We start from the raw sequence: 15,833 nt of genomic DNA, 5'->3' as shown, positions 1-15,833 counted from the left end.
GCGCGGCCTGCGCGGGGGGCTGCGCGCCCTGAGCGCCGCCCCCGCCCACCTCGCACCCGCTCGCGGCCTGCTTCCGCTTGATCTCCTCGACGACCGCCTGCCGGTTGGCGATCCGGGCCTCCGACTGCGCATCGCGATTGGCCCGCTGACCCGCGATGAACTGCTCGTTGTTGGCGAGCGCGGTGGCCAGGCCGTCGCAGGCCACGGACGCCTGACTGGTCCCGGTCGTCACCACCGCGGCTCCTCCGGCCAGCACGGCGCCGGCCGCGAGCAGGGCGAGCTTCTTGCTGCGGGTGAGGGTCTTCCTGCGTGACACGTGGGGCTCCTGTCCCCGGCCGGCGCACGGGGGAACGCGGCGGCCGGATCGGTTTCGCTGTGCCCCTACGTACGGGTAACGACCCGGCACCGACTCAGTGTCCCGCTCAGATCAGCCGCTCCCGCAGCTCCTCCCACGCGGCCAGCTCGGCCCGCAGTTCCGGATCGCCCACCTGAGGGAGGAGCGGAACCGCCGCGGCCACCAGCGTCTTCGTGTGCCGCGACACGAGGATGGCCTCGAAGTTCTCGGTGCGCAGCTCGGTGTCGTCGCGCGTCGGCACGGTCTCGCGGGTGGCGGGCAGCGCCGCGAGGCAGCCGCGGACCGCCTCGTCGGGGTCGACGAGCCCCCGCAGCCCGCCGTCGAGCAGCCGCCGGCACAGGAGCGCGAGCCGCACGGCGGCCTTGGGCTCGCTGAACGCCCCGCAGCGCGCGCTCTCCCGGGTCAGCCACACCAGCAGCCCCGCCCACGCGGCCCGGTCGGCCGGCCCGCCGCCCGCCCGCTCCACGAGCGCGCCGCAGCGGGCCTCCCACGCCTCCCACACGTCGGCGGCCTGGGCGTCCTCCGCATAGGCGGCGGGCTCGTGCCGTGCGAGCAGTGCCCTCCGCTCCGCCTCGTCGGCGGGCAACAGCTCCGCCAGGATCGCCCCGTCCCGCACCCCACGCTCACCGGTCATGATCGCCGTTCCCTCGGTTCCCTGGTGCCCGTCGTCCTACGCCGTGCCGTGACAACCCCCGCCCGCCGGGCGGGCCCCGTGCCCGCCGGACGGTTCCCTCCACACGTCGGGGTCCGCACCGGCGACCGCGCCTGCCGGCCACCGGCCGGACCCGCGAAGCAGGACACGCCCGCCCAGGCGGCCCCGTCCGCTACGTGCGGGACAGGGCGTCCCGCACGGCGTCCTCCGAGCGGGCCACGACCGCCGTGCCGTCGTCGGCCGTGATGATCGGCCGCTGGATCAGCTGCGGGTGCGCGGCGAGGGCCCCGATCCAGCGGTCGCGTGCCGCCTCGTCCCGCGGCCAGTCCCGCAGACCGAGCTCCCCGGCGGCGGCCTCCTGGGTGCGGGTGACGTCCCACGGCTCCAGGCCGAGCCGGGCGAGGACGTCGCGGATCTCGTCGACGGACGGCACGTCCTCCAGGTAGCGCCGCACCGTGTACTGCGCGCCCTCCTCGTCGAGCAGCGTGAGCGCGCCGCGGCACTTGGAGCATGCGGGGTTGATCCAGATCTGCATGCCGCACACGGTACCGCCCGCCGGGTGCCCCCGACCCCTCCCGTCACCCGCAAATACCTTCTGAGCAGGGCCGATTGTCAGTGCCCGCCGGTAGAATGGAGGCAGTCAGCGAGGGTCCGGGGGAGGACTCCCGCGCCGCGCTTCTGGAGGTCGCCGATGGCTGTCGCCACCGTCACGCCCCTGCCCGCCGACGTCTGCAAGCCCCTGCGGAAGAAGCCGCTCCCGGCCGGTCGGCCGCGCGAGTGGTACGTGCGCCACAACCGCCGCCTGAAGGCCATGCGCCTGGCCATAGCCCTGCTCGACTCCGGCGTGTACGTCGCGTCGCGCGCCGACGACGCCACGATCCGCGGCACGGCGCACCGCATCGGCGTGCACCCGCCGTCGGAGGCGACGTGCCGGATGGTCAGGTCCTTGATCCGCTCGGGCCGCTGACCGGCCGCACCACCCGCGCGCGCCGTGCCCGCCGCCGTAGGCACTACCTCGGCGGCGGGCACCCGCACGCCCCGCCCGCGGACCACGGCCGCCCTCTGACCGCCCTCCGCACCCGTCCCGGCTCTCGCGCTTGTACCCGTCCCGGCGCCCGCCCGTACGAGCACACCCCGGGCGACAGCCGCCCCGCCCGGACACACTCCCACTCCCACCAGGGGTGCATCCCCACCCCTACTCCCGCTGCGGCGGCGGGCGTTGCCGGGCGGCCACCCGTACGGTGGACTCGCGCCTTACGCAGGGACATCCCGGCCCTGGCTGATCAGATCCGCAGCATCGACACGCAATACGGTCGTCACGGGCACGGTCACCACGTGAGTACCGTGGCTGAATCGTCAGCGACGCCGGGCTCGGGCTTGCTACGGTCCGCCCATGACGCTGTCTGCTGCTCAGGCTGTTGACCTTCGCCGGGAACCGGTCGATGCCGTGCTGGAGCGAGTGGAGCGGTCACTCCAGGCGCGGATCGACCGGGACACGGTGGTGCTCAAGCGCCGATCCGTCGGAGGCCGGACAGATCGCGGTACGTGGGTGCGGATCGAGCGGCGAGGGCTAGACCGAATCGGAGTCCAGGGCGGCGACGGCACCCCGAGCGCGGAGGCTCTTCAGGGGATCGCCAAACCCGTCTGGCACGCCTGCGTGGCATGGCGGGACGAGAACGAGCCGGTGATGTGGCGGGCGGACGAGACCGACCTTCTTCCAGCGGCACCGGTCGGTGGTGCCATCGTGGCAGAGCATCCGGAGCTTTCCGAGGAGTGGTGGACGGCGCTGAATGCCTCGCTGGATGCTCTCTCCTGGCAGAGTACGAACCGCATCGCCACCCCGGACACCGAGACCATCACTCAGGAACTCGTGGCGTCCACGATCGGCAGTGTCTTCTCCGGTGTCGACACCACCCTTACCGAGTGGACACCGGCCCACGCGGATCTGCACTGGGCGAACATGACGGCGCCAACATTCTGCATCTTCGACTGGGAGGACTGGGGCATGGCCCCGAGGGGGCTGGACACGGCGACGCTCTGGGGTGCCTCACTCGCCGTCCCGGCCCTGGCTGACCGCGTCCGCGAGGAGCGGCGGGCCGATTTCGAGAGCCGGGACGGCAAGCTGATGACGCTGTTCGTCGCGGCGAAGATCCTTGGGCCGTACGCGCACCCGGAGGATCCCCGCTCCGAGCCCGCTAGTGCTGTGGCGGAGCAGGTAGTGCAGGAGCTTCAGGCGGCCTGACGCAGAAGCTGCCGGTACTCGCGGACCACCTGGTCGTCGACCTCGAGTTCCAACGAGTCGACAAGCTCCCGCAGGTGCTTCCGGTTATCGGTGCCGACGGCGACGGCCTCGACGACGGGGAGCGCGAAGGCGGCTCGGAACGTGGCTTGGACTCGGCTGGCTGGCGAGGTTCTCCGCAGGAACATCGCCGGGTCGAACTTCTCCCACACCGGCTCGCTCGTGCTCCCACCGAAGGGGCTCATGCCCCACACCTGCCGGGGCCTCCACCCGGTCACCAGGGCCTCGGCGGCTTCGAGGACGTCGATCCCGACGAGGAGCCCGCACCGGACCATGAGCACGTCCGGCGGGGGAGCCGCGAGGTCGACGAGCGAGCGTGGATCCCATGTTGAGATCCCCCACGATTCACAGAGCCCGCCCGTCGCTGCATCGGTCAGGACGCCGCACGCCTTCGCCAGGGCCTCGGCATCGGGTTGGGAATGCTCGGGGTTGTGGAGCAGCACCACATCCGGCTCCCGCCCCAGCTCCATGACCGCCTGTTCGACAGCCTTCCGCAGCCGGGCGGGGGCGAGGCTGTGGCCGCCCTCGAAGTACCCGACCTTGGTGGAGAGCGCAAACCTCGGCACGAGGTCGCCGGCCGTGGCCCTCAGCACCTCGTGTGATCGGCACCCAAGATAGGTGGCCGCGGTGTCCAGAGCGGTGACGCCAAGGTCCAAGGCGGCGGTCAGGATGTCACGGTGGTGACGAGACCGGTGTAGCCCGAGGACAACTCGGCGGTGAGCGGCGCACATACCTCCTCCTTCACCAGGATCTCAGCGACCTCGTGGATCTCATCACCGACGGTGGCCGCAGCCTCATGCAGGGCGACGGGGTGGCCGCTGAGCAGCAGCCGCAGGGCGGGCAGGGCCTTGGCGGCGAGGGTGAGCTTCTTGCCGGAGGCGACGACGTCGACCGTTTCGCCGCTCTCGCGGATGCGGGGCGGGAAGTGGGCGGTGCACACCACCGCGTCGAGCGGGCCGAAGACGTCGAGGAACGGCACGTGGCGGCCGGGGTTCACCTGATGCTCGTATGCGGCCAAGAAGTCGGCCGGGCCACGGTCACGGATGAGCCGGGTGGCGGCGTCCACCAGGGCCTCGCTGTCCGGCTGGCTCCGGTCGAGGTCGTGGCGGAAGATCTCGCGCTCGCGGCACCAGTCGCCCAGCCACGTCATCCACGACGCGCCGGTGCGCTTGGTGACGCCGAAGGTGGCGTGGAGGGAGAAGCCGGAGCCGCTGCCGGTGCGGGTGGCCTGGTGCCAGTGGCCGCGCGGGATGTGCATGACGTCGCCGGCCTGGAGGGTGCCGTCGAAGATCACGGTGCCGCTGGGGACGTCGTTGGCGTCGGCGTCCCGGTACATCGGTGCCGTGCGGGAGGTGCCGCGGATCTCCCACTCCTTCTCGCCGGCGAGCTGGACCACGATGACGTCGTGGTCGTCCCAGTGCAGCGGAAACCCGGACGCCTCGTTCGTGGTGAGGTAGGCGTTGACCTGGACCCGTTCGTGCGTCCACCACTGAAGCGCCCGACAGACGGCCTCCATGGTCGGATCGAAGGTGTTGAGCTGGTCCATGATGAGCGTCGCGCCATCGCGGAGGAGATCGCCCAGGCGGTGCATGTTGGCCATGGGGATGGACTGGCCGCGGGGGCTGACAGTGTCGGTGAAGTAGACCGCGGGGTGGACCTCTTCGCCCTTCTGGAACGCACGGAACTGGGGGCGGTACAGGCTGCGGCGCATCGCGATGTCGAGGAGCTTGTTCGGGTTGAGGACGCGGGCGAGGACCTCGGCGTCGTCGATCTGGCCGAGCGTGAATTCGCCACCGATCTTCTCAGGCCCTGACCAGTCCAAGGCGGATTCGATGGCGCTGACCAAGCGGTGTTCCACTGCTGACTCCTCCGAGAGCTGTAGTGCAGATGAACGGCGGGGCCCGCATGGTGCGCGAGCCCCCGCCGCGTGGCGGCCTCTACTCGGTGTCGTGCAGGTTGCCGTCACCGCCGGGCCACGGCGAGTCGCCGGAGCTGCCCGCGTTGTCGGACCGCAGGCTGTCGTACCGGTCCTGGACGGCGGTCAGCTCGGTGACCGCGACGAGCAGGCTGTTCCCGGCAGGGGGCGGCGGTTTACCGGTGGGGTCCTTCTCGGTGGTCATGTGGTGCTCCTTCCTGTTCGGCTTCCGCCCTCACGGACGGAAGGTGAGTCAACCGGCGCCGTGAGTGGTGTTGTAGGGCGCGATTCGGACGGTGGAGCTGTGTGCGTGACGCCGGGGAACCTCGGGGTAGGTCACCCGGCGCGGTCCCGACCGGTGCTGTTCATCGGTCACCGGCCGGGAGTCTGAGGTGTTCGACCGACAGCGACTCGTCTCTGCGCAGCGCTGTGAGAACGCGGGCGAGAAGAGCGACGTCGGGCTGGGCCGCCTGCATGACCGCACGGCGCTTACGCTCGGCAATCACGGCTTGGACGATCTCCGCCCGCATCGTGCCCAGGGCCCGCTCAACGTCAGCGGCGAGGCGTACGAGCTCGACGGGGGTGATGCGCACGGCCAACGTGTCGTCCTCATCCCTAAGATGGTCAAAGCGGATTTCGACGCAGCGCCCAGGGTCCCCAGCCAACGCGTGCCGAGGCAGCAGCCGCACCGCGAGACTCACTGGCGGGTCTCCGCCGACGACCGCTGCGCTGCTTGCGAGTACCGCAGCAGGAACGTGGTGGCCTTCGCCAGCAACCGCAGCATGACCACAGGGTCTCCTCCAGAGTCCTGGGCAAGGGCGCGGGCATGGCGGATAGTGTCCTCGACGATGTCCCGAGCCCGGCTGTCCTCCAAGCGCGCGGCGTAGATTTCGGCCGGGCCGGCAAGGTCCTGGAGGTGCTGGCGCAGCCGGTTACGGAGTGCGTCGGCGGTTGGGCCGGTAGCCCGCCCCTCGGCGAGAACAACTGTATTGCCCTGTGAGGTTGGGGACGCGGCTGGCAGGTGGTTGGCCCTTCAGCGCGGTGTGTCCGCGGTGGTGATTGTAGGTGTGCAGCCAGCCGGGGAAGGCGTCGCGTCGTTCCTGCTCTGATCGGTAGGGGCGGGCGTAGGCCCACTCGTCGAGCAGGGGGCGGGTGAAGCGTTCGACCTTGCCGTTGGTCTGCGGCCGGTAGGGCCGGGTTCGCTTGTGGGTGATCCCGGCCGCTGTCAGAACATCGCGCCAGTCCCGTGAGCGGTAGCAGGAGCCGTTGTCGGTCAGGACACGTTCGACGGTGATCCCGGCGGCGGTGAAGAACGCTTGGGCCCGGGTCCAGAAGCCGGTGGCGGTTTCCTTCTTCTCGTCCGCGTGGATCTCGCTGTAGGCCAGCCGGGAGTGGTCGTCGACGGCGGTGTGCAGGTAGCTGTAACCGGCGTTTGAGCGGGTCTTGCGTCCCGCCTGGCGGCCCAGGACCTTGTGGCCGCCGCCGTCGGGGATGTTGCCGAGTTTCTTGATGTCCACGTGGACCAGCTCGCCGGGACGTTCACGTTCGTAGCGGCGTATGACGCGGCCGGTGGCCCGGTCCAGGTGCGTGAGGCGGGCGAGGCCGAATCGGGCCAGCACGCGGTGTACGGTCGAGGGCACCAGGTGCAGCAGGTGCGCGATGCGGGCTGGTCCCCAGCGGCGCAGGAGTCGGACCTTGATGATGCGGCGCTCGGTGCGGGTCGGGGTGCGGCGCGGGCTGGTGTGCGGGCGGGAGGAGCGGTCGTTCATGCCGGCCTCGCCGAGTCGCCGGTAGCGGTCGGCCCAGCGCTTGGCCGTGGTAGGTGAGACCTGGAAGCGTTCCGCGGCCCGGCGCAGGGGCCAGCCGTCCTCGACCACACAGCGGGCCAGACGCAGACGGCCGGTCTCGGTCAGGGGTGCATTACGGTGGGGCACGAGGGCCTTTCGGTCAGGTGTAGAGGTCGCAATCCACACCAGGCCAGAAGGCCCTCACCCATTTCAAGATCGATCAGCCGTGAGCCCTGTCACCGTCCACAACCTCCCGGGACAGAACAACTAGGGCCAGCTCGCTGTCGCTGCGCATGTCCGCAACCGTCACGGGCGCGGTGTGCTGTTCCGTCATCACGAGCCGTCTCCTCTGGGATGGGAGGCCCTGCCCCACCGCGGCTCGGGGGCAGGGCTCTCCTCCGTACCGCCGACAGGAAGCCTGGGCCTGACCGGCGACATGGATGAGTCAACGCCCTTGGTGGGTAGGGAGGAGACTCCATGAAGCGACTCCAAGGCGGAGTCACCGCGCAGTCGCTGGCCGTAACATTGGGCGCGCAGAGCAGGGGGACGACTCATGGACCGCCACATTGCGGACACGCGCGAAATCGTCGCGGGGCTACTCGATGACGCCCGGTTACTCGCAGCCTGCCGCGACAGGGACATGGGGGCGCTGTTCCGGCTGCTGAACCACCGCGGGGTAAGTACCCGGCGGATCGCGGCGGCCGTCGACATTACTCAGGGGCGGCTCTACGACTACATGAACGGTAGAAGCCGAGTCGAGAAGCTGAGCCTCTTCGAGCAGATCTCCGACGCCTTCCACATCCCCGGCCATCTTCTCGGACTCGCGCGGCGGCCTTGGGAGCCTGTCACCGAGGCGCAGCCGCAGCAGCCCCAACGATCCCCGGACGGGGAGGATCTCGCGGCCATGGACGCCTTTCGCGTTGCGGACCGCCAGACCGGCGGAGGGCGCCTGTACGGAGCCGTGGTGCGACACCTTCACGACCGCGTCGGCCCGCGACTGGTGGACGCGAGCACAGGCCCGGAGGTGTTCGCCGCTGCTGGCGCCTTGACGGAGATGGCCGGGTGGATGGCCCACGACTCCGGGCAGGACGACCTGGCCCTTCGCCACTTCGCCCGCGCCCTACCTCTAGCCCGTACCTCCGGTGACCTTCCCCTGGCCGCGCATATCGCCGCGTCCAGCAGCCACCTCGCTCTCCAGACCGGCGACGCCGCGGGTGCGGCACGGTGGGCCCACGTGGGTCTCAACCTCGCTGGTCAAGGCCCCCGAATTCCTTCGCTCGTCGCCCGGCTCCAGACCATGCAGGCCCGCGCCCTCGCTGCTGGCCGCCAACTGACCCCCGCGCGCCAGGCGCTCGACCAGGCTCACCGCACCCTCGACGCCCCTGCTGTCTCCGAGCACCCATGGCTGAGTCCCTTCGACACCGCCGCGCTGGCGAGCGAGTCCGCGCTTGTCCTGCGCGACCTGGAACAGCTCGAGAAGGCTCTGGCCCATGCCAAGGACGCCGTACGCCTGCGCGAGTCGGGCCGGGCCCGCTCCCTGGCCCTCAGCCGCATTACTCTCGCCGCAATTCACGTCCAGCGCCTCGATCTCGACGCGGCGGTGGCCGTCGGCCACGACCTGCTTACCACGAGCCCCACCCTCGGCTCCATCCGAGTGATCCAGCAACTCGACGGCCTCAGGAGCCTGCTGGAGCCCTACAAGGGCTACGGGCTGGTGAGGGAGTACCTGGTGCGCTTCGACGATGCACGCACGGCGAGAATGCTGCTCCTAGCCGACATCATCCCGCCGTCCCCGGGAGGCACCACCTCATGAAGCCGTCGCCCGAAGACCCCGACGCCTGGAACGCATACCTCGCCGAGGGCAACGCCACCCAGCCCCGGAAGCGGGTTGCGGCCGACGTGCTTCTCCGGGACGCAGCCGACCGGGTACTGCTGGTGAACCCTGCCTACAAGCCGGGCTGGGATCTCCCGGGCGGCATGGCCGAGGCGAACGAGCCGCCGGAGGAGACGGTCGTCCGCGAGCTAAGCGAGGAACTCGGCTTGGCGGTCACCGTGCGCGGGCTCCTGGTCGTCGACTGGGTGGCCCCACACGGGCCATGGGACGACCAGATTGCCTTTGTCTTTGACGGCGTGAGCCTCGGCGTCCCAGGAGAGCTGCGGCCGCACGACGAGGAGCTGTCCGAGGCCGCGTACGTGACGCTGGACAAAGCGCGGGAACTGCTGGGCCAGCGGATGCGGGTCAGGCTGGCCGCCGCGGTCAGGGCCCTCGACAAAGGGCGACCGGTATACCTGCACGACGGAACGCCTGTCTGGTAGCGATCACCTAGAGCAGCGATCGGAGCACTGATGGGCGCTCGGGAGGCCGGCTGACGCAGCGGTGCGCAGGCCCCACTCCTGTGTTGCCGGGAGGAGTGGGAGACACCGATAGGCCGCCGAAGCTCTGGCCTGGACGAGGTCGGAAAACGACCGAGGTCCCGCTACTCTCCGTGAAGAGTAGCGGGACCTCGGCCGTATGAGAGTCTGCCTGACTGCCGTCAGCTTTCCTTGGTCATCTTGCGCATCGGCTGCACAGGACGCCGGAAGCTGCCGGAAGCCACGGGAGGGTGTTCTCCCAGGTCGGCGGGCAAGTGCGGCGACCATCGCCACGGTGGCGATTTTGCCGATTCACCCAGCTTCTCAGAGGTCGAAGTACAGCTCGAACTCGTGCGGGTGCGGCCGCAGCTGGATCGGCTCGATCTCCTTGGTGCGCTTGTAGTCGATCCACGTCTCGATCAGGTCGGACGTGAAGACGCCGCCGGCCTGGAGGTACTCGTTGTCCTCCTCCAGCGCGTCGAGGACCGCGGAGAGGTTGGTCGGGACCTGCGGGACGCCCGCGTGCTCCTCGGGGGCGAGCTCGTAGAGGTCCTTGTCGATCGGCTCGGCCGGCTCGATCTTGTTCTTGATGCCGTCCAGGCCCGCGAGGAGCAGCGCCGAGAACGCCAGGTACGGGTTGGAGGACGGGTCCGGGGCGCGGAACTCGACGCGCTTGGCCTTCGGGTTCGAACCGGTGATCGGGATGCGCATCGCGGCGGAGCGGTTGCGCTGCGAGTAGACCAGGTTGACCGGGGCCTCGAAGCCGGGGACCAGGCGGTGGTACGAGTTCACCGTCGGGTTCGTGAAGGCCAGCAGCGACGGGGCGTGCTTCAGGATGCCGCCGATGTAGTAGCGGGCGGTGTCCGACAGGCCCGCGTAGCCGGCCTCGTCGTAGAACAGCGGCTCGCCGCCCGACCATAGCGACTGGTGGACGTGCATGCCGGAGCCGTTGTCACCGAAGATCGGCTTCGGCATGAAGGTCGCGGTCTTGCCGTTGCGCCAGGCGACGTTCTTGACGATGTACTTGAACAGCATCAGGTCGTCGGCGGCGGCCAGCAGGGTGTTGAACTTGTAGTTGATCTCCGCCTGGCCGGCGGTGCCCACCTCGTGGTGCTGGCGCTCGACCTGGAGGCCGGACTTCTCCAGCTCCAGGGAGATCTCGGCGCGCAGGTCGGCGAAGTGGTCGACCGGCGGGGCCGGGAAGTAGCCGCCCTTGTAACGGACCTTGTAGCCGCGGTTGTCCTCGACCGCACCGGTGTTCCAGGCGCCCGCCTCGGAGTCGATGTGGTAGAAGCCCTCGTTCGCGGAGGTGTTGAAGCGGACCGAGTCGAAGACGTAGAACTCCGCCTCGGGCCCGAAGAACGCGGTGTCGGCGATGCCGGTGGAGGCCAGGTACGCCTCCGCCTTCTTCGCGATGTTGCGCGGGTCGCGGCTGTACTGCTCGCCCGTGATCGGGTCGTGGATGAAGAAGTTGACGTTCAGCGTCTTGTCACGGCGGAACGGGTCCATGCGGGCCGTCGACAGGTCCGGGCGGAGCGCCATGTCGGACTCGTGGATGGCCTGGAAACCGCGGATCGACGAGCCGTCGAAGGCGAGCTCCTCGGCCGGGTCGAAGATCGACGCCGGGATCGTGAAGTGCTGCATCACGCCCGGCAGGTCGCAGAACCGGACGTCGACGAACTTGACGTCCTCGTCCTTGATGAACTTCTGGACTTCCTCGGCGTTCTGGAACATCCCACTCCTCCTAGTCCCACCCGGAGGAGGGCGGGGTTGCAGCTGGGTCGTGCGGCCAGTGCGGTGGCACACGCTGGACCTGACCATAGGGACGGGGCATTTCTCAAGCATGACCCATTTGTTTCGCCTGCGTTAACCGGCTTGGCCGCGGCCCGGCCCGGCCCGGCGGCACCTGCACCCGGTCCGGGGGGCGGCTACTTGCGCGGCTGCCGTCCACCGCACCCGGTCCGTAGTGATCCAAAGCGGGCGCAGTACCGTGTACGGGTGGACAACAGGCAAGCAATCGGATCGTGGCTCTCCGGGCCGCGTGCGGCGGCCGAGCAGATGGGTGCCGACTTCGGCTACCGGGGCGAGCGGCTCGGGCTGCCGGAGCAGGGACCGGGGTCCCTCGCCCCGCTCGGGCGGCGGTTCGGCGCCCTCTTCATCGACTGGTCCCTGTGCATGATGATCGCATACGGTCTGATCACGCGCGGTGACACCGGGGCGGCGGGGAACTGGGCGCTCGGCGTGCTCTTCGTACTGAGCGTGCTCACCGTCGGCACCATCGGCTCCACGCCCGGCAAGCGACTGCTCGGGCTGCGGGTGATCTCCGTCGACGGAGAGCGGCTGGGTCCCGTGCGGGTCGTGCTGCGGACGGCGCTGCTGTGCCTCGCCCTCCCGGCCCTGATCTGGGACCGGGACGGCCGCGGGCTCCACGACCGGCTGTCCCACGCCGTGCAGGTGCGCGTGCACTGAGACCCCCGAACCGATACGAGAGAGGGGCGCCCCGGCCGGGGCGCCCCTCTCTCGTATCGGTGTGCGGTGTGCGGTCTCAGCGGAGGCGGCCACCGCGCGGCATGCGCATGCCCTTGGGGAGCGGCCCCTTCGGCACGGGCATGTTGCTCATCATGTCGCCCATCGCCCGGAGGCGGTCGTTCGCCGCGGTGACCTGCGCGGCCGTGATGACGCGCGGCAGCTTCAGCAGGGTCGTGCGGAGCTTCTTCAGCGGCACCTGGTCATCGCCGTTGCCGATGACGAAGTCGTGCACCGGGACGTCCAGCACGATCCTGGCCATCCGCTTCTTCTCCGCCGCGAGCAGGCCCTTCAGCCGGTTCGGGTTGCCCTCGCCGATCAGGACGATGCCCGGCCTGCCCACCGCCCGGTGCACCACGTCCTGGTTGCGGTTCATCGCCACGGCCGGGGTGGTCGTCCAGCCGCGTCCGATGTTCTGCAGGACGGCCGCGGCGGCCCCCGGCTGGCCCTCCATCTGCCCGAAGGCCGCCCGCTCCGCGCGCCGCCCGAAGACGATCGCCATCGCGAGGAAGGCCAACAGGAAGCCCAGGATGCCCAGGTAGACCGGGTGGCCGATCAGGAAGCCGACCGCGAGCAGGGCGCCGAAGACGACGATCCCCACGCCCGCGATGACAAGCCCGATCTTCGGATCGGCCCGACGGGTCATCTTGTACGTCAGGGCGATCTGCTTCAGTCGCCCGGGGTTCGCAGCAGCGTCACCGCTGTCTGAATGTGCCTTCCTCGCCATGCTCAGAAGTTTACGTGGCCGATGACGAGCGGCCAGCCGCGGCCTCCAGTACGTGCTGCGCCTCGATCCTGTCCTTGGCCCGGCGGCGGTCCTCCAGCACGGAGGTCCAGGCGTTGCGGCGCGCGACGCGCTGGCCGCGGCCCAGCAGCAGGGCCTCGACGGCGCGCAGGGCGCCCGTCACGGACGGAGCGGCGTGGGCGCGGACGGGCTGACTCGCTGCCTGCATGTCGGTGTCCCCCTCGGCGGGTGAGCGGATGGGTCGGGTCCTGGGAAGCGCGGTGGTGCGGGGTGGGGGAGTCGGACGCTGCGGCGGCGCCCCGTGTGCGGTGCGTGGAGCCAGTGTCACTCCCTGGTGTTACCAAGGCATGTCCGGCGGGTCAAACGCCGGACAACACGCCGACGGCCCGTACACCTCCGCTGCCTGCGGGGTGTACGGGCCGTCGGCGGTCCGTGTGCGCGACCTCACACCGCCGGAGCGGCGGGCACCTCCGCGGAGGCGGCGCCGCGGGCCTGCACGGCCTGCTGGAAGAGCCGGCCCGCACGGTAGGAGGAGCGGACCAGGGGGCCCGACATCACACCGGAGAAGCCGATCTCCTCGGCCTCCTCCTTCAGCTCCACGAACTCCTGCGGCTTCACCCAGCGCTCCACCGGGTGGTGGCGCACCGACGGGCGCAGGTACTGCGTGATGGTGATCAGCTCGCAGCCGGCCTCGTGGAGGTCCTGGAGCGCCTCGCTGACCTCCTCGCGGGTCTCGCCCATGCCGAGGATCAGGTTCGACTTGGTCACCAGGCCGGCCGCGCGGGCCTCCGTGATGACCTTCAGCGAGCGCTCGTAGCGGAAGGCGGGCCGGATCCGCTTGAAGATCCGCGGCACGGTCTCGACGTTGTGCGCCAGCACCTCGGGGCGGGACGAGAAGACCTCGGCGAGCTGCTCGGGCACCGCGTTGAAGTCGGGGATCAGCAGCTCGACCTTGGTGTGGCCGGCCTCGCGTTCGGCCGTCATCGCGTGGATCTGCCGCACGGTCTCCGCGTACAGCCAGGCGCCGCCGTCCTCCAGGTCGTCGCGGGCGACGCCGGTGATCGTGGCGTAGTTCAGGTCCATCGTGACCACGGACTCGCCGACGCGGCGCGGCTCGTCCCGGTCGAGGGCCTGCGGCTTGCCCGTGTCGATCTGGCAGAAGTCGCAGCGCCGGGTGCACTGGTCGCCGCCGATGAGGAAGGTCGCCTCGCGGTCCTCCCAGCACTCGAAGATGTTGGGACAGCCCGCTTCCTGGCACACCGTGTGCAGCCCCTCGCTCTTGACGAGCTTCTGCAGCTGGTTGTACTCGGGGCCCATCTTCGCCCGGGTCTTGATCCACTCGGGCTTGCGCTCGATGGGGGTCTGGCTGTTCCGGACCTCCAGGCGCAGCATCTTGCGTCCGTCGGGTGCGACTGCGGACACGGCTGGCACCCCTTTCTGCTCACGCGACTTTCGATTCTTCGGCGAACCCCAGGGTACGCCCGTCAAATGTGCGGTCCTCCGTCCGGCCAACCTCTGGCCGGGGGGACGCATTCCCCCCTGGTCGTCAGGCGTTGGCCGGCGCCGCCTCCTCGTGCCGTGCCACCTCGCGCGGCCGCAGGTCAGCGCCCGCCATGACGTCCCGCAGGTGCCGCTCGACCACCGGCACGACCTCCTCCACCGTCACGTCCCGGCCGAGCTCGTTGGCCAGCGACGTCACCCCGGCGTCCCGGATCCCGCACGGCACGATCCGGTCGAACCAGGTGTTGTCCGGGTTCACGTTCAGGGCGAAGCCGTGCATGGTGACGCCCTTCGCGACCCGGATGCCGATGGCTGCCAGCTTGCGGTCCTCGCCCCGCTGGCCCGCGTTCGACGGGGCGTACTCGGGGCCGTTGAGGCGCGGGTCGAACTCGTCGTCCTGCATCCGCGGGTCCAGGTCCAGCGACAGCCCGCCGAGGGACGCGGGCTGCTTCACCGGGTCTCCCAGCACCCACACCCCGCTGCGGCCCTCCACCCGGCTGGTCTCCAGGCCGAACTCGGCCGCCGTGCGGATCAGCGCCTCCTCCAGGCGGCGCACGTGCGCCACGACGTCCACGGGTCGCGGCAGCTTCATGATCGGGTAGCCGACGAGCTGCCCGGGACCGTGCCAGGTGATCTTGCCGCCGCGGTCCACGTCCACCACCGGGGTGCCGTCGAGCGGCCGCTCGTTCTCGGCCGTGCGCCGCCCCGCCGTGTAGACGGGCGGGTGCTCCAGCAGCAGGCAGGTGTCGGGGATCTCGTCCGCGAAGCGGGCGGCGTGGACGTCGCGCTGCCGGTCCCAGGCCTCCTGGTACTCCACGCGGGCGTCCCCGAAGCCCAGGTGGACGAATCGCAGCTCACTCACGGCACCGTCTCCCAACGTAGGCAAAGCGCCTGACACGCCCTGCCACTGTACGGCGGGGGCGGGCGGTCCGGTCGGCCAGGTCCAGGCCGTCAGCGCCAGGTCAATCCTCACACGATCGGATGAATGTGGGGCGAAGGTGGCGGTACGGGCGTCGGTGGCGGCTAAATTCGCGCCGTTCCAAGGGGGCCGCACCCGGCCCGGAAGGCAGGAGACCGCACAGCTGATGACGGATCGACCCCCGCAGCGCACCCCGAACCGCCAGCTCGCCGCCTTGATCGCCGAGGCAGGCTTCTCCAACGCGGGACTCGCCAGACGGGTGGATCAGCTGGGCCTGGAGCACGGACTCGACCTCCGCTACGACAAGACCTCCGTCACCCGGTGGCTGCGCGGCCAGCAGCCGCGCGGCACCACGCCCGCGCTGATCGCCGAGGTGTTCACCCGGCGCCTCGGGCGGCGGCTGTCGGCGCAGGACCTCGGCCTCGACGCGTGCGCCCCCGTCTACGCGGGCCTGGAGTTCGCCGCCACCCCGGAGGAGGCCGTCGACATCGTCAGCGGCCTGTGGCGCAAGGACTCCGGCAGCCACACCGAGCTGCGGAAGATCGCCTTCACCCCGGCGGGGCTCGTCGTGCCCAGCAGGGACTGGCTGATCGGCCGCGCCGACGAGCGGGTCGGCCGGACGGATCCCGTCCCGTGTGCCCCCGCGGGCGGCCCGCAGGGACGCGTGCCGGCGCAGGGACGCGGCGCTCCGGGGCGCGCGGGCGCCGAGCAGCCCCGCCCCGGCGGCCCCGTCGCGCCCGGCGCGACTCCCCGCGGTGGTCCCGCCGGACCGGCGGCCGCACC

17 protein-coding genes and 3 pseudogenes are annotated in these 15,833 nt (G+C 70.6%); 6 read left to right on the top strand and 14 right to left on the bottom strand.

Translation table 11 applies throughout. The annotated features are described in order from the left end of the window. From BJP40_RS28150 to BJP40_RS28140, 3 genes and pseudogenes are all read right to left on the bottom strand, one after another. Positions 1-316, bottom strand: a pseudogene (locus tag BJP40_RS28150) (hypothetical protein); the annotation flags it as partial. 106 nt (positions 317-422) lie between these two features. Then, entirely contained in the window at positions 423-989 is a 567-nt protein-coding gene (locus BJP40_RS28145) for a hypothetical protein (RefSeq protein WP_071283212.1), read from the bottom strand. 190 nt (positions 990-1,179) lie between these two features. Beyond that, positions 1,180-1,542, bottom strand: a complete 363-nt coding sequence (locus BJP40_RS28140) for an arsenate reductase family protein (RefSeq protein WP_071283210.1) — start codon at positions 1,540-1,542, stop codon at positions 1,180-1,182. A 156-nt stretch (positions 1,543-1,698) separates the two neighbouring features. Between BJP40_RS28140 and BJP40_RS28135 the strand changes: the two genes are divergently transcribed. Together BJP40_RS28135 and BJP40_RS28130 are read left to right on the top strand one after the other, a co-directional pair. Continuing rightward, positions 1,699-1,974: a hypothetical protein gene (locus BJP40_RS28135; RefSeq protein WP_071264919.1), complete on the top strand. Its 276-nt coding sequence runs from the start codon at positions 1,699-1,701 to the stop codon at positions 1,972-1,974. 426 nt (positions 1,975-2,400) lie between these two features. Continuing rightward, positions 2,401-3,249 carry a hypothetical protein gene (locus BJP40_RS28130; RefSeq protein ID WP_079171534.1) on the top strand — a complete coding sequence of 283 codons (849 nt, stop codon included), beginning with the start codon at positions 2,401-2,403 and terminating at the stop codon, positions 3,247-3,249. On the opposite strand, the gene BJP40_RS28125 is transcribed toward BJP40_RS28130, so the two are convergent. The 6 genes and pseudogenes from BJP40_RS28125 to BJP40_RS28105 form a co-directional block, all read right to left on the bottom strand. Continuing rightward, the gene (locus BJP40_RS28125; RefSeq protein WP_079171533.1) at positions 3,237-4,037 is read right to left on the bottom strand and encodes an aldo/keto reductase; all 801 of its coding nucleotides are present in this window, start codon (positions 4,035-4,037) and stop codon (positions 3,237-3,239) included. The genes BJP40_RS28130 and BJP40_RS28125 overlap by 13 nt on opposite strands. Further along, a complete protein-coding gene (locus BJP40_RS28120) occupies positions 3,971-5,164 on the bottom strand; it encodes a JmjC domain-containing protein (protein WP_071283209.1) in 1,194 nt (397 codons plus the stop codon). The genes BJP40_RS28125 and BJP40_RS28120 overlap by 67 nt, the downstream gene beginning before the upstream one ends. A gap of 79 nt (positions 5,165-5,243) precedes the next feature. Continuing rightward, positions 5,244-5,426, bottom strand: a complete 183-nt coding sequence (locus BJP40_RS28115; RefSeq protein ID WP_071283208.1) for a hypothetical protein — start codon at positions 5,424-5,426, stop codon at positions 5,244-5,246. Positions 5,427-5,586: 160 nt separating this feature from the next. After that, positions 5,587-5,820, bottom strand: coding sequence for a hypothetical protein (locus BJP40_RS28110; RefSeq protein WP_151898307.1), 234 nt, complete (start codon positions 5,818-5,820; stop codon positions 5,587-5,589). Positions 5,821-6,020: 200 nt separating this feature from the next. After that, positions 6,021-6,149, bottom strand: a pseudogene (locus BJP40_RS36430) (hypothetical protein); the annotation flags it as partial. 4 nt (positions 6,150-6,153) lie between these two features. Next, positions 6,154-7,155 (bottom strand): IS481 family transposase, encoded by a 1,002-nt coding sequence (locus BJP40_RS28105; protein WP_071283205.1) that lies wholly within the window; start codon positions 7,153-7,155, stop codon positions 6,154-6,156. Between the two features lie 406 nt (positions 7,156-7,561). Between BJP40_RS28105 and BJP40_RS28100 the strand changes: the two genes are divergently transcribed. Together BJP40_RS28100 and BJP40_RS28095 are read left to right on the top strand one after the other, a co-directional pair. Continuing rightward, positions 7,562-8,821: a hypothetical protein gene (locus tag BJP40_RS28100; RefSeq protein WP_071283204.1), complete on the top strand. Its 1,260-nt coding sequence runs from the start codon at positions 7,562-7,564 to the stop codon at positions 8,819-8,821. Then, positions 8,818-9,324, top strand: coding sequence for an NUDIX hydrolase (locus BJP40_RS28095; protein ID WP_071283202.1), 507 nt, complete (start codon positions 8,818-8,820; stop codon positions 9,322-9,324). Before BJP40_RS28100 ends, BJP40_RS28095 begins: the two co-directional genes overlap by 4 nt. Before the next feature lie 360 nt (positions 9,325-9,684). Here BJP40_RS28095 and glnA read toward each other — a convergent pair whose 3' ends face one another. After that, positions 9,685-11,094 (bottom strand): type I glutamate--ammonia ligase, encoded by a 1,410-nt coding sequence (glnA, locus tag BJP40_RS28090; protein ID WP_071283200.1) that lies wholly within the window; start codon positions 11,092-11,094, stop codon positions 9,685-9,687. Positions 11,095-11,358: 264 nt separating this feature from the next. Here glnA and BJP40_RS28085 point away from each other — a divergent pair, with 264 nt between their 5' ends. Further along, positions 11,359-11,829 (top strand): RDD family protein, encoded by a 471-nt coding sequence (locus BJP40_RS28085; RefSeq protein ID WP_079171532.1) that lies wholly within the window; start codon positions 11,359-11,361, stop codon positions 11,827-11,829. Between the two features lie 76 nt (positions 11,830-11,905). Here the strand turns inward: BJP40_RS28085 and BJP40_RS28080 are convergent, their stop codons facing one another. From BJP40_RS28080 to lipB, 4 genes are all read right to left on the bottom strand, one after another. Next, positions 11,906-12,613, bottom strand: a complete 708-nt coding sequence (locus BJP40_RS28080; protein WP_071283197.1) for a DUF4191 domain-containing protein — start codon at positions 12,611-12,613, stop codon at positions 11,906-11,908. Positions 12,614-12,623: 10 nt separating this feature from the next. Further along, on the bottom strand, positions 12,624-12,839 hold the full coding sequence (locus BJP40_RS28075; protein WP_071267778.1) for a hypothetical protein: 216 nt from the start codon (positions 12,837-12,839) through the stop codon (positions 12,624-12,626). 236 nt (positions 12,840-13,075) lie between these two features. Continuing rightward, the gene (lipA, locus tag BJP40_RS28070; protein WP_071283195.1) at positions 13,076-14,053 is read right to left on the bottom strand and encodes a lipoyl synthase; all 978 of its coding nucleotides are present in this window, start codon (positions 14,051-14,053) and stop codon (positions 13,076-13,078) included. A gap of 124 nt (positions 14,054-14,177) precedes the next feature. Continuing rightward, a complete protein-coding gene (gene lipB / locus BJP40_RS28065) occupies positions 14,178-14,993 on the bottom strand; it encodes a lipoyl(octanoyl) transferase LipB (RefSeq protein ID WP_071283194.1) in 816 nt (271 codons plus the stop codon). A gap of 223 nt (positions 14,994-15,216) precedes the next feature. Between lipB and BJP40_RS28060 the strand changes: the two are divergent. Further along, positions 15,217-15,833: pseudogene (locus BJP40_RS28060) on the top strand (regulator); the annotation flags it as partial.

It is taken from the genome of Streptomyces sp. CC53, assembly GCF_001865245.1.
Classification (GTDB): domain Bacteria; phylum Actinomycetota; class Actinomycetes; order Streptomycetales; family Streptomycetaceae; genus Streptomyces.
Note: the sequence above shows the minus strand (reverse complement) of the source record. Positions and strands in the feature narration are given on the sequence as shown.